This is a genomic window from Streptomyces sp. NPDC006339 (assembly GCF_040612775.1).
GTDB lineage: Bacteria > Actinomycetota > Actinomycetes > Streptomycetales > Streptomycetaceae > Streptomyces.
Genome location: NZ_JBEXQW010000054.1, coordinates 37,780 through 50,614 on the forward strand (window position 1 = coordinate 37,780; position 12,835 = coordinate 50,614).

General features: G+C 74.3%; 9 protein-coding genes. 7 read left to right on the top strand and 2 right to left on the bottom strand.

Going from position 1 to position 12,835, the window contains the following annotated elements; all coding sequences use genetic code 11:
• The first annotated feature begins 40 nt into the window (after nucleotides 1-40).
• The 5 genes from ABZ135_RS32305 to ABZ135_RS32325 are packed head-to-tail and all read left to right on the top strand — an operon-like array spanning nucleotide 41 to nucleotide 8,554.
• Nucleotides 41-919, top strand: a complete 879-nt coding sequence (locus ABZ135_RS32305; RefSeq protein WP_356700828.1) for a RimK family alpha-L-glutamate ligase — start codon at nucleotides 41-43, stop codon at nucleotides 917-919.
• Nucleotides 916-2,040, top strand: a complete 1,125-nt coding sequence (locus ABZ135_RS32310) for a M20/M25/M40 family metallo-hydrolase (RefSeq protein WP_356700829.1) — start codon at nucleotides 916-918, stop codon at nucleotides 2,038-2,040. The genes ABZ135_RS32305 and ABZ135_RS32310 overlap by 4 nt, the downstream gene beginning before the upstream one ends.
• Nucleotides 2,037-6,185, top strand: a complete 4,149-nt coding sequence (locus ABZ135_RS32315) for an amino acid adenylation domain-containing protein (protein ID WP_356700830.1) — start codon at nucleotides 2,037-2,039, stop codon at nucleotides 6,183-6,185. The genes ABZ135_RS32310 and ABZ135_RS32315 overlap by 4 nt, the downstream gene beginning before the upstream one ends.
• A 10-nt stretch (nucleotides 6,186-6,195) precedes the next feature.
• Nucleotides 6,196-7,395: an acyl-CoA dehydrogenase family protein gene (locus tag ABZ135_RS32320; protein ID WP_356700832.1), complete on the top strand. Its 1,200-nt coding sequence runs from the start codon at nucleotides 6,196-6,198 to the stop codon at nucleotides 7,393-7,395.
• Between the two features lies 1 nt (nucleotide 7,396).
• Nucleotides 7,397-8,554 carry an acyl-CoA dehydrogenase family protein gene (locus ABZ135_RS32325; protein ID WP_356700833.1) on the top strand — a complete coding sequence of 386 codons (1,158 nt, stop codon included), beginning with the start codon at nucleotides 7,397-7,399 and terminating at the stop codon, nucleotides 8,552-8,554.
• Nucleotides 8,555-8,642: 88 nt separating this feature from the next.
• Here the strand turns inward: ABZ135_RS32325 and ABZ135_RS32330 are convergent, their stop codons facing one another.
• Nucleotides 8,643-9,296, bottom strand: coding sequence for a response regulator transcription factor (locus ABZ135_RS32330; protein WP_356700835.1), 654 nt, complete (start codon nucleotides 9,294-9,296; stop codon nucleotides 8,643-8,645).
• Nucleotides 9,297-10,171: 875 nt separating this feature from the next.
• Here ABZ135_RS32330 and ABZ135_RS32335 point away from each other — a divergent pair.
• Nucleotides 10,172-10,561 carry a hypothetical protein gene (locus ABZ135_RS32335; RefSeq protein ID WP_356700837.1) on the top strand — a complete coding sequence of 130 codons (390 nt, stop codon included), beginning with the start codon at nucleotides 10,172-10,174 and terminating at the stop codon, nucleotides 10,559-10,561.
• 62 nt (nucleotides 10,562-10,623) lie between these two features.
• Here the strand turns inward: ABZ135_RS32335 and ABZ135_RS32340 are convergent, their stop codons facing one another.
• On the bottom strand, nucleotides 10,624-11,817 hold the full coding sequence (locus ABZ135_RS32340) for an MFS transporter (protein ID WP_356700839.1): 1,194 nt from the start codon (nucleotides 11,815-11,817) through the stop codon (nucleotides 10,624-10,626).
• A 117-nt stretch (nucleotides 11,818-11,934) separates the two neighbouring features.
• Between ABZ135_RS32340 and ABZ135_RS32345 the strand changes: the two genes are divergently transcribed.
• On the top strand, nucleotides 11,935-12,738 hold the full coding sequence (locus ABZ135_RS32345) for a hypothetical protein (protein WP_356700841.1): 804 nt from the start codon (nucleotides 11,935-11,937) through the stop codon (nucleotides 12,736-12,738).
• Nucleotides 12,739-12,835: the final 97 nt, after the last annotated feature.

Below are 12,835 nucleotides of genomic sequence, written 5' to 3' on the forward strand. Positions count from 1 at the left end.
GCGCCGTCCGGTCAACCGGTGGTCCTACGACGGAGGTCACGTGTCAGCGACACCAGAGCACCCCGGGGACGGCGGGATCGCCGTACTCGCCAGCAGGGTCGGCGCGGACGAGAAACGGCTGTTCGACGCACTCGACCGGCACGGTGTCCCCTTCGAGCACGTCGACACGCGCCGGCAGTGGTTCCCGGCCGGACGGCGGGGCCTGCCCTGGACCCACGTGCTGAACCGGGAGATCGGGCAGGCCCGCGCGGCGTACGCGGCCCGCTGCCTCGCCTCGGCCGGGGTCGAGGTGGTCAACAGCGCCGACGCCACCGAGGTGTGCGGCGACAAGTGGCGTACCACGCTGGCCCTGGAGGCGGCCGGGCTGCCGACGCCCCGCACCGCGCTCGCCCTCACCCCGCAGGCCGCGCTGGACGCGCTGGACGCGCTCGGCTATCCGGCACTGATCAAACCGCTGGTCGGTTCCTGGGGCCGGCTGGTGGTCCGGCTGCCCGACCGGGCCGCCGCGGAGGGCGTGCTCGAATACGTCGCCGCGCTGCCTGGACCGCAGTCGCACCTCGGGTACGTGCAGGAGCTCATCGACAAGCCGGGCCGCGACATCAGGGCGATCGTGGTCGGCGGCCGGCTCCTCGGCGCCGTCTACCGGACCGGCGAGTTCTGGCGCACCAACGTGGCGCTGGGCGCGCGGACCCGCCCGTGCGAGGAGTCGCCCGAGATCACCAAGCTGTCGGTGGACGCGGCCGCCGCCGTCGGCGCGGACATCGCCGGTGTCGACCTCATCGAGGACCGCGACGGCCGGCTGCTCGTCCTCGAGGTCAATCACCGGGTCGAGTTCTCCGGCTTCCAATCCGCGTTCGGCGACCGGGTCGACGTCGCGGACCGCATCGTCGAACACCTACGGGAGCGAGCGCAACGATGAACTGGGCTTTCACTTCGTCCGGGCAGGTCACCGAGACGAGCGCGGTCGGGCTGCTGCGCGGCATGCTGGAGATCCCGTCCTCGTCCTACCAGGAACGCGCGCTGGCCGACTTCCTGGCCGAGGCGATGGCGGACCTGGGTTTCGAGGCGCACATCGACGTGGTGGGCAACGTGATCGGCGTGATCGAGCGCGGGGACGGCCCGACGCTGATGCTGCTCGGTCACCTGGACACCGTCCCGGGCCAGGTCCCGGTCCGCTCCGAGGACGGCAAGCTGTACGGCCGGGGTGCCGTGGACGCGAAGGGGCCGCTCGCGGCGATGATCTGCGCCGCGGCGAGCGCGGTGGACTTCCGGGGCCGGATCGTGGTGATCGGCGTCGTCGAGGAGGAGACGCCCTGCTCGCGCGGGGCGATGGCGATCCGCTCCACCCACGACCGGCCGGACGCGCTGATCGTCGGCGAGCCGAGCGGCTGGTCGAGCGTGGTCATCGGCTACAAGGGCAAGCTCGACCTGCGCTACACGGTCAAGGTGCCCGCCACGCACCCGAGCAACCCGACGCCGAAGGCGTCCGAACTCGCCGTCGCCTGCTGGGACGCGCTGGTCGACCTGCTCGGGCCGGAGGCGAGCCACGGCGCCTTCGCGCAGCCGGGCGCGACGCTCTGCGGCATCAACGGCGACCTGACCTCGGCGACGGCGGACCTCAGCGTCCGCACCCCGCCGGGCTTCGACGTGGAGAAGCTGGTGCGCGAGCTGCGGGACCGGCTGCCGGCCGGCCGCCTGGAGGTCCTGAACGCGGTGGCGGCCTGCCGGGCGGACCGGTCCAACCCGGCGGTCCGCGCGCTGGTGTCCGGGATCCGGCGGCTGCACGCCCAGCCCCGGCTGGTGGTGAAGACGGCCACCTCGGACATGAACACCCTCGCCGAGGTGTGGGACATCCCGATGGCGACCTACGGCCCGGGCGACAGCAGGCTCGATCACGCCGACACCGAGCACATCGTCCTGTCGGACTACCTGCGGGGCATCGACGTGCTGTCCCTCGCCCTCGCCGAGCTGGCGCAGGTGCCCGCCCAGCGCTCGGACGACCCGGTGACCGCTCCGCTCGCCGAAGGGAGTCTCGGATGACGGACATGACGCAGCGTCTGGCCGCGGTGCCCGCGGAGCGCCGGGCGCGGTTCCTCGCGCGGCTGAAGGCACAGGCGGAGCGCGCGGCCGGGGCGGGCCCGGCGCCGCGCGGGAACACGGGTCCGGCCCCACTGTCGCACGCGCAGCGGACCCTGTGGTTCCTGGAGCACGGGGCACCGGACGCTCCCGCCTCCCACCTGCCGCTGTGCACCCGGCTCCGGGGCGACCTGGACGTGGGCGCGCTGCGCGCCGCGCTGGCCGCGGTCGTGGCCCGGCACGAGGCGTTGCGGACCGCGATCGTGGAGCGCGGGGACGTCCCCGTGCAGGAGGTCGTCCCCGAGGTCCCGGTGGAGCTGCCGTTGGTCGAAGCACCGGACGGTGATCCCGGGCAGCGGCTCGCCGCCGCGCGGGCGCTGGTCGCCGAGCGGATCGCCGCGCCCTTCGACGTGGGCCGGGCGCCGCTGTGGCGCGCGGCCCTGGTCCGGGTGGCACCGGACGACCACCTGTTCCTGTTCGACGCGCACCCGCTGGTGTGCGACGCCGGTTCGCTGGGGGTGCTGACCGCCGAACTGGCCGCGTGCTACCGGTCGTCGCGCGAGGGCGGGGCACCGCGGCTGCCGGAGCTTCCCGTGCAGTACCCGGACTACGCGGTGTGGCAGCACGACTCCCTCGACGCCGGCGCGCGGGACCGTCTGGCCGCGTACTGGCGGGAGGCGCTGGCGGGCGCCGAGGTGCTGGAGTTCCCGACCGACCGGCCGCGCGGCGACACGCTCACCTTCGCCGCCGACAGGGGCGCCTTCCCGCTCGGGCACGAGGGTTTGGCGCGGGCGCGGGAGCTGGCCCGGGAGGAGGGCGTGGCGCCGTTCGACGTCCTGGCCGCCGCGTTCTTCGTCCTGCTGCACCGCTACTCCGGTCTGGAGGACCTGGTGATCGGCACGCCGGACGCGGGCCGGCGGCCCGACGCCGCGTCCTCGCTGATCGGTCCCTTCACCGGCCTGACGGCCCTGCGCGCGGACGTCTCCGGCGACCCCGGCTTCCGTGCGCTGGTCCGCCGGGTCGCGCGCGGGACGCGGGACGCGCGGGCGCACGGCCCGCTGCCGCTCGACGCGCTGGTGGAGGCCGTCGACCCGGGCCGGGACCCCTCGCGTACACCGGTCTTCCAGATCGTCTTCGGCCTGGGGACGGCCGCCGCCGCACCCGGCCTGTCCGGCCTGCCCGGCCTCGTGTCCTCGCCGGAGACGGTGCGGGCCGGCACGTCCCCGTTCGACATGACCTGGACCGTGGTGGAGCCGGCGTCCCCCGGTGCCGACGCGGTCCTGGAGATCCGGTTCGACACCGCCCTGTTCGACGGTGACGGTATCGCCCGGTTCGCCCGGCACTACGACGGGCTGCTGCGCACCCTGACCGCCGCCCCGGACGCCCCGCTGTCGGCGGCGGACCTGCTGAGCCCGGCGGACAAGGAGTTCCTCGCCGAGGTGAGCCGGGGTCCGGTGCGGCCGATCCGCGAGACCACGGTCGTCGCGGAGTTCGAGGCGCGGGTCCGGGAGGCGCCGGACGGCGTGGCGGTCGTCGTCGCGGGCACCGAGACCACGTACGCCGAGCTCAACGCCCGCGCGAACCGGCTGGCCGCCCTGCTGCGCGAGCGCGGCGGCGCCGGTCCGGGCGCGCGGATCGGCCTGTGTCTGCGCAGGAACGTGGACCTGACGACCGCGGTGCTCGCGGTGCTCAAGACCGGCGCGGCCTATGTGCCGCTCGATCCGGCGCATCCCCCGGCGCGGGTCGCGGAGATCGCCGCGGACGCGGGGGTGGGCGCGGTGATCGCGCACGCCGAGGTCGCCGGGGCCGTGAGCGCGGTCACCGCGCCCGTGGTGACCCTGGAGGAGGTCCGTGCGGAGCTGGCGACGATGCCCGACGGGAACCCTCCGCTCGCGGCGGGACCGGGCGATGTCGCGTACATCATCTACACCTCCGGCAGCACCGGCCGGCCGAAGGGCGTGCTGCTCGAACACCGGGGCGTGGTGAACTTCATCGACTCCACGCGGGAGTTGTTCGAGCTGACACCGGCCGACCGGGTGCTCGGCTTCGCGTCGATGACCTTCGACGTCTCGGTGTTCGAGACGTTCTCGGCGTTGCTGACCGGGGCGCGGCTGTGCCTGGCGACCGAGGACGAGCGGCTGTCCATCGACCGGCTCCAGTCGCTGATGGAGCGGGCCGGCGTCACCGTCATCGACCTGCCGCCGACCGTGATGCCGCTGCTGGCGCCGGAGAGGTTCACGGATCTGCGGATCGCGTTCGTCGGCGGTGAGGCGTTCAGCGGTGAGCTGGTGAACCGCTGGAACCCGGGCCGGCGGCTGTTCAACGGCTACGGGCCGACCGAGTGCACGGTGACGATGATCGTCGAGGAGTGCCCGGGGACCTGGGACACCTCGCCGCCGATCGGCCTGCCCATGACCAACCACGTGGCGCATGTGCTGGACCGCGACCTGCGCCAGGTGCCGATCGGGGTGCCGGGCGAGCTGGTGATCGGGGGCGCCGGTCTGGCGCGCGGCTATCTCGACCGCGACGAGCTGACCGCCGAGAAGTTCGTCCCCGACCCCTTCGGCACCGCGCCGGGCGGCCGGCTGTACCGGACCGGGGACCTGGTGAAGCGGCTGCCGGACGGGCGCCTCGTCTTCCTCGGCCGGATCGACCAGCAGGTGAAGATCCGCGGCCTGCGGATCGAACTCGGCGAGGTCGAGGCCGCGTTGGCGGCCTTCCCGGGCATCGGCCCGGTCCGGGTGCAGCCGTGGACCGACGACGCCGGCGACAAGCACCTGGTCGGTTACGTGACGGGGGTCGGCGAGCAGCAGGTGGCGGCGGTGCGGGAGCACCTGGGCACGCTCCTGCCGTCGTACATGATCCCGTCGTACTTCGTCGTCCTGCCCGAACTCCCGCTCACCAGCAGCGGAAAGGTGGACTGGCGCAGGCTGCCCGCGCCCGATCCCCGGGCGGCGGGCGACGGTTCGGGCGACGAGCCGCGGAGCGCGACCGAACGGGTGCTGCTGCGCGAGGTGCTCGCCCCGCTGCTGCGCAACGACCGGCTCGGCGTGCACGACGACTTCTTCCTGGCGGGCGGGAACAGCCTCCAGGCCGCCCAGTTGATGTCGGCGCTCCGGCGCAGGTTCGGGGTGGAGATCGCGCTCGGTGACTTCTTCGTCTCCCCCACCGTCGCCCACCTGGCCGCCACCGTCGACGCCGCCCGCGCCGCGCGGCCCGGCGGCGGCGAGCCGCTGGGCACGCTGGACCGGCTCCTCGCGGACGGGCCGGGCGCCTCGGCGGCGGGCACCTCGGCAGCGGAGACCTCGGCAGCCGTCGCGGCGGACGCCGGCCGGGCGCCGGTGCCGATGCGCGGGCCCGAACCGGCGCGGCTGGTCCTGCTGCACCCGTCGGGCGGTGAGCTGTTCTGCTACATCCCGCTCGTCAGGGCCCTGCGCGAGGGCGTCGGCGTGGCGGGCTTCGCCGCCGATCTCCGGGACGCCGCCGTGCCGCCCGAGGAGAGCATGGCGGCGACGGCCGCCCGGATCGCGCGGGCCCTGGCCGCGGCCGGGCTTCCGGAGTCGTCCTGCCTGGCCGGCTGGTCCTACGGCGGCGTGCTCGCCTTCGAGGTCGCCCGGCAACTGGAGCGGGACACCGGGGCACGGCCGCCGGTGGTGCTGATCGACGCCTCCTACGGCGAGGACGTCGAACCGCTCGACGAGCGGACGGTACGGCGGCGGTTCGTGCACGACGTCGCCAGGCTCGCGGGGCAGGACGGCCCGTCGGTGCGCGCCGTCCTGGACGAGACGGCCGCCGAGGTGCTCGACCTCCGGAAGACGCTGACCTCCCTGGACGTCGAACTCGACCTCACCGACGAGGAGTTGGACCGCCGCCTCACCGTCTTCCGGTCCTGCGCCCTGGCGCTTCAGGCGTATCGTCCGCCGAGCCCGTACGGCGGGCCGGTCACCGTGCTGGCCACCTCGCCCCGCGACGCCGTGGAGGCGGAGTGGCGAGCGGTGTGCACGGGCCCGTTCCGGGCCGCCGACCTGCCCGGCGACCACTACACCCTGTTCACGGAACCGGCGTTGAGCCGGGTCGTCGCCGCGATCGAAGAGACGCTCGCCCCCTGAGGAGACGCACATGCGGTTCGGATTCACCGAGGAACAACAGCGGTTCCGGGCGGACGTACGGCAGGCGCTGCGCTCCCCCGACGTGCGGGCCGCGGCCGCCGACGCCACACCGGCGGACGGCGTCGAGCCGGACCAGCGGCCGCTGTACCGCCTGCTCGGCAAGCTCGGGCTGCTCGCCGTGCACTGGCCGGCCGAGTACGGCGGGGCGGGCCGGCCGCTCACCGACGCCGCGATCGTCGCCGAGGAGCTCGTCCGCGCCGGGGTTCCGGACACCCTGCACGTCAACACCATCCAGATCATCGGCCAGTTCCTGCTGATGGCGGGCACGCCCGAGCAGAAGCGCCGGCATCTGCCGGCGCTGGCCCGGGGCGAGCGCTTCGGCTCGGTGCTCTACACCGAGCCGGACGCGGGCTCGGACCTCGGCGCGCTGCGGACCGTGGCCGAGCCGGACGGCGACGGCTACCGGCTCACCGGCACCAAGGTGTTCAGCCTCAAGACGCGCTTCGTCGACCTCGGCCTGTGCGCCGCCCGTACGACGCCGGGGGCCGGCAAGTACCAGGGCATCAGCCTCTTCCTGGTCGACCTGGACGCCCCGGGTGTGACCGTGTCGGTCATCCCGAGCGCCAACGACGAGCAGTTCCACCGGGTGGACCTCGACGGCGTGCCGGTGTCCGGCGACGATCTCCTCGGGCCGCGCGACCAGGGCTGGCCACTGCTCAACGAGGCCCTGGCCATCGAACGCACCGGCCTCGACTACCACCTCAAGGCGGAGTACTGGCTGGAGGCGGCCCTGGAGGCGCTGCTCGACCGCGAGCCGGCCGCCGCGCCCGACGCCCCGCACGCGTCCGAGGCCCGGCTCGCCCACGAGGCCCACGACGCCCACCTCGAACGGATCGGCCGCTGGGACGGCGCGCTCGCGGCCGACCACATCCTCGCCTGGGAGGTGCTGACCGGCATCGCGGCCGACCGGGTCGATCCGGTCGCCGCCGCCGTCGCCAAGTACCACAGCAGCGAACTGGCCCAGGAGATCGCCCTGTGGGCCGCCGATCTCCCCGGCCCCGGGCAGCGGGCCCGCCGCACCCGCGCGGCCGTGACCCTGGACTCCGCCTACCGGGAGGCGCCGGGGCTCACGCTGTCGGCGGGCACCTCCGAGGTGATGCTGCAGATCATGGCGACCGCGTTCGACTCCCTCGGACAGGAGAAGCGCTGAGATGGACCTGACCCCCGATCCGCTCCTCGTCGAGCTGCGCAAAGCCTTGCGTACGTCCCTGGCCCGCGTGCCCGTACGGCCGGAGGTGAACGGCGCGCCGGTGACCGACGGGGCCCACGGGCCCACGCGGGCGGTCCTCGACGAGCTGGAGGCGGCCGACTTCGAGCGGTCCGCCTCCGCCGGCGGCCTGGGCCTCGGTCTGACGGCCGGAGTGCTCGTCAGCGAGGAACTCGGCCGGGCGGCGTGCGGGAACTCCTACCGGGGCGACGCGCTGGCTGCCGACGTGGGTGCCCCGGCGGGCGCGGCGGCGGCCGGGTTCGAGGCGCTGCCGGTCGGCGGCGGGGTCACCGCGGCCCCGCGGCCGGGCGGCGGCTGGGAACTGACCGGCGCCGCCACGGTGGACGACGCGGCGGGAGCGGGGTCGCTGCTCGTGGCCACCCGGCTCGACGACGCGCCGGTGCTCGTCGCGGTCCCGGCCGGTGCGCCCGGCGTCGGCCTGGAGCCCGGGTGCCGGCCGCCGGTCGTCCGCTTCGAGGCCACGCCGGTGACGGCGGCGGACGTGGTCGCCCGGCTCGACGACTCCCCCGGGGGACCGCTGGCCCGGGCCCGGCTCCGGCAGGCCGCCTATCTGCTGGGCATCGCCGACGGGGCGCACGACATCGCGGTGGGCTACGCCGGTGTCCGGCGGCAGTTCGACACCCGGCTGCGCGATCTGCCCGCGGTGGCCTTCCCGCTGGCGCGCGCCATGGTGGCCCTGCGCGCGACCAGGGCGGTGGTGTACCGGGGCGCCTGGCTGATCGACGCCGCCGAGGAGACGGGCTCCGGGTCCGGGCCCGTGTCGGGGGCCAGGTCGGGCTCCGGGTCCGGGTCAGAACCCGGGGCCGGGTTCGGGTCCGTACCGGGGCAGGACGAGGCCGGGACCGCGCCGGTCGTGGCGCTGGCGATGGCCGCCGAGACCGCGCGGGACGTGGTGCGGTCGAGCATGCAGGTCTGCGGCGTGCGGGCGATGACGACGGAGCTGGGCCTTCACCGGTACTTCCGGCTGACGGCGGCCGAGACCGGCCGGTACGGCGAGCCCGCCGCCCTCTGGCGACTGGCCGGCGCCGCCCGGCTCGACCTGGCCCGCCGCACCCGCCACGGCGCACCCGAACCGGCCTGAGGACCCGCCCTCGGGTCGGCTCCTCGTCCCCGGGCCCCCGGCGCATCGTCGCCGGGGGCCCGTCCGGTGGAGAGCCGGGTCCGTGGGCCTAGATCAGCCCGGACCGGTAGGCGAGGGAGACGAGCTGGGCGCGGTCGCGGACGCCGAGCTTGGTGCGCACCCGGTAGAGGTGGGTCCGCACGGTGGCGACCCCGATGACCAGCTCGCGGGCCACCTCCTCGGTGGACATGCCGCGTGCCACCATCTGGGTCACCTCCCGTTCGCGCGGGGTCAGTTCGGTCACTTCCGGGTACGGTGCGGAGTCCGGGGTGTCCGGCTGTTCGCGGAACCAGGTGACCAGGCGGTGGGCGATGTCCGGGGCGAGCACGGTCCGGCCGGCGGCCGCGGCCCGGATCGCGGTGACCAGGTCCTGGGGGCTCGCGTCCTTGCCGAGCAGGCAGCTCGCGCCGGCGTGCAGGACGTCGCTGACGGTCTTGTCGGCGTCGGAAATGCGGGTGAAGACCACGATGTTCGGCGGCGCTTCCTCTTTCCCGAGCCGGCGGATCATTTCCAGGCCGGAAATCGTCCGAAGATTCAAATCGGTGACCACGACATCGGGCCGTGCGGTGCGCACCAGGACAATGGCCTCCATACCGTTGTCGGTGGTGCCGATCACGTCCATGTCCGGAACGGCGTCGAGCAAGGTCCGTAAGCCGTCCCCGATCACGGGCAGTTCGTCGCAGATGAGTACTCGAATGGTCATGGTGTTCCGCCTCCATGGGGGTAGCTGGAAGCCTCGCCCGATACGGTCGAGATCGTCGCCGTACCGAGTTCCAACCGTCTGGATCGCCATACCGGTGACCTGCACCCGGCCGGTACGCCGACGGCACCGGAACCGACCACGAGCCGATCGTGCCCGCGCTCCCGCCGAGATCCCGCACCGCGAACAGCGCGAACAAGGTGACGTATTGCGGTGAAGAAATGGTGTGGATCGTCGCGGCGCCGGTCAACGGGGGATCGGGTCGGCGCCGCGCCGCACGGGGATGCCGCCGAGCCCGGGGACCGCCGGTCCGGGCGTCCGGCGCGCCGGTCTGCCGCCGGGCGCCGGCGTCGCACAGGACCGGTGTACGGATCCTCGGTGCACCGCTCTGAACAGCATCGGAGCTTCCCCCTTGTTCTACGCCTCAACTCACGGATCGTGATCTCTCGCGAGAAGCGCTTCCGGCTCTGCCTCATGCGCGATTGTCGGGGTCGAGCGGCTCTGTCCTGTGGTGAGGAAGTCGCCATGATCGGGGGCGACTTCCCGCACCGAAGATCGAGCCTAGGAGGTTCTAGTTCATGTTTCGAACGAGTGTCAAGGGAGCCTCCGGCGGCCTGCGGAGAACGTCTGCCCCGGCATGCTCGCACACAACCGAAGGACGTTTCCGGCCATCCTTGAGTTGTACCTGGCATATCCCCGGGGAGTTCGGCGTAGGCTGCTCGATGGCGACCCGGTAATGACCGACCGGGGGAAATTCAGGGGGCGTCTGAATTTGATCTTCCTCGACGTGAGCGCGCAAGGAGATCCACTCCGACGTGCGGAGGGCTGGATAATGGCTCCGACCCAGCAGCTCCCCGACCGGAAGAGACGAACGACCGATGACGCTCACTGTGGGCCGGCGGGTGAGGCTGACGGCCGACCTGGTGCTGGCCGGCTCCGTCACCCTGGCCGCGGGGACCCCGCCGGAGAAGGAGGCCGTCGCCGGCTCGCTGGCGCTGGCCGCGGGCCTCGAGGGCACCGTGGAGCGCGTCAGCGAGCGGGAACAGCCTCCGGAGGTGCGTGAGTACGTCCGTCTGAAGTCGCTGCTCGACGACTACGGCCCGCAGATGCCTCCCGGGAGCCGGGAGCGCCTGGAGCAGGAGGTCGCCTCCCTCGAAGCGGACTGGACCGCCTTCCGGCAGCGGGGCCCCGGGGTGACGGTGCGCGTCCGCCTCGACAACGGCTTCGTCCTCGACGACGTGACCGGGGACGTCGTCCGCCCCGCCTGACCGTCTCCGCCGCCCGTCCGGTCTCCAGGAGTGCGGCGTCGGCGGCCCGAACCGGCCGTGCGTCAGGCCCGCCGCGCCGGCAGCGGCCGGCGCAGCAGATAGACGGCGGCCGCCGCGACGAGGAGGAGCATGCTGGCGATGAAGACCAGGCCCGCCCCTTCGAGGCCGAGGGGGTCGGCCAGGAGGCCGACGCCGATCACCGGGATCGAGATGCCGGTGTAGGCGACCACGAAGAGCGTGGAGATCACCGCGGCACGGCGGTCCGCGGGAGCGGCCGCGGCCACGCCGGCGAGGGCCGCGCGGAAGGCGAGTCCCTGCCCCACGCCGCCGACGAGGGCGGCCAGGACGACGAGGACGAGCAGGTCGGTGTGGATCGCGGCCGCCAGGAGGAGCAGGCCGGTGAAGAGGACGGCGCAGCCCAGGGGCAGGGAGCGGGGCACCCCGACGCGGTCGACGGCCAGTTGGCCGCCCGTCGAGGCGAAGAAGGCGAGGGCCACCACCAGGCCGCTCACCGCGTGGTCGTCCACGTGCAGGGAGCGCGCGAGGAAGGCCGGGCTGACCGAGGTGAACACGCCGAACAGGGCGAAGCCCACGAAGGACGCGGTCGCCGCCGGCAGGAACACCGCCCGCACCCCCGGAGGCAGCGCGGGGCGCTGGGGGCGCACGGTGGACAGCGGCTGTCGGTCGGTCACCGTCTCCGGGAGGCGCAGCAGGACCACGGCCGAGGCCGCCACCAGCCCGAGGTGGACCGCGTAGGGCAGCAGCAGGGGCTCGGGGGCGTATTCGGCGAGCAGGCCCGCGAGCAGCGGGCCGCAGCCCAGGCCGCCCATGTTGGCGGCCGTCGCCACGAACGTCGCCCGGGCCGCGCCGCCCGGCGGGGCGAGCTCCATGACGTACGCGGTGGCCGCGCCGGTGAACAGGCCCGCCGACAGGCCCGAGAGCAGCCGGCCCGCGTAGAGCAGGCCGGTGTTGTCGGCGGCGAGGAAACAGCCCGCGCTCGCCGCCGCGAAGCCGAGGCCCCACAGCAGCGCCGGCCGGCGGCCGACGGCGTCCGAGGCGTTGCCGGCGAGGAGCAGGACGCCCATCACCCCGAAGGCGTACACCGCGTAGACGACCGTCACCGTCAGCTCGGAGAAGCCGAACTTCTGCTGGTACAGGGGGTAGAGCGGGGTCGGCAGGGTGGTGCCGGCCATGCATACGACGAACACCGCGCCCGCGAGCAGACAGTGCGGCCATCTCCGGCCCTCATCATCCATGCCGCCGACCGTAACCCCGGGGGCCGCTCCCGCCGCGGCGGCACCACACCCCCGTACGGGTCGGGGCCGGAGCAAATCCGTTGGCATCGCCGACCGTCGGGCGACGAGACTGCACGGATGAACACCCTGCCCCCACCGTCCGGCCCGCGCCCCGACCCGCGGGTCCGCGATCTCGTTCCCGACTACGAGGGCATGCGGGCCCTCGTCGCCGGCCTGGTCCTGCCGACCGGCGGGTCGATGGAGGTCACGAGCGCGCTGGACACCTCCCGCGAGCTCCTGCGGCACTCCTTCTTCCGGTACGAGTTCGCCACCGTCGCCGTGACGCATTCCCTGCTCGCCCTGGAGCACGTCCTCGTGGAGCGGCTGGCCGTCGACGCCCCGTTGGGCGAGCTGATCGCGCGGGCCGTGGACGCGGGGCTGCTGGGCGCCGAACCCGCCGCCGCGCTCGACGGATGCCGTCTGCTGCGCGAGCGGCTCGCGCGGGGCACCGCGACCGGTGCCGCGCTCGGGCCGGAGCGGGCCGCCGCCCTGCTGCGGGCCGTCTTCGACGCCGTGTCCCTGCTCCTGCGTCCGCCGTCGGAGGGGGCGGAGCAGAGCGCCGGCCCGGCCGCGGCACGGTCCGGGGACCGGCTCGCCCGGCTGTGGGACGAGCACCGGCGGGCACCGTTTCCCCCGGGCTTCCGCGGGGTGGACGTGGAGGGCGTGGAGCTGGTGCTCCTCGACGCCGATGTCGCCGGTCTCGTCCAACGGGAGCTGCACGGCGGGCTGGACGACCGTGGCGTCGCCGACCTGTGGAGATGCGTCGCCGACCTCGACAAGGTCCTGCCGCTGATCGGCGAGGCGTACTGCGCCTCCTATTGCGCGCGACTGCGCGAGATGGCCGGTCTCGCGGCGGCGCGTTCGGTGCCGCACGCGATCTGACCCGGCGCGGGCGGAGGATTCCGCCGAGCAGCGGGTGCGGCCCGAGGACATCGGTCAGCTCGGCGGTGTTGCCGGCGTCCATCACGGCCTGGCGGAT

Bases quoted from the DNA above. Each gene is read 5' to 3' on its own strand.
- ABZ135_RS32335 (WP_356700837.1), top strand. From the start codon at position 10,172: ATGACGCTCACTGTGGGCCGGCGGGTGAGGCTGACGGCCGACCTGGTG.
- ABZ135_RS32330 (WP_356700835.1), bottom strand. From the start codon at position 9,296: ATGACCATTCGAGTACTCATCTGCGACGAACTGCCCGTGATCGGGGAC.
- ABZ135_RS32345 (WP_356700841.1), top strand. From the start codon at position 11,935: ATGAACACCCTGCCCCCACCGTCCGGCCCGCGCCCCGACCCGCGGGTC.
- ABZ135_RS32340 (WP_356700839.1), bottom strand. From the start codon at position 11,817: ATGGATGATGAGGGCCGGAGATGGCCGCACTGTCTGCTCGCGGGCGCG.
- ABZ135_RS32325 (WP_356700833.1), top strand. From the start codon at position 7,397: ATGGACCTGACCCCCGATCCGCTCCTCGTCGAGCTGCGCAAAGCCTTG.
- ABZ135_RS32310 (WP_356700829.1), top strand. From the start codon at position 916: ATGAACTGGGCTTTCACTTCGTCCGGGCAGGTCACCGAGACGAGCGCG.
- ABZ135_RS32315 (WP_356700830.1), top strand. From the start codon at position 2,037: ATGACGGACATGACGCAGCGTCTGGCCGCGGTGCCCGCGGAGCGCCGG.
- ABZ135_RS32320 (WP_356700832.1), top strand. From the start codon at position 6,196: ATGCGGTTCGGATTCACCGAGGAACAACAGCGGTTCCGGGCGGACGTA.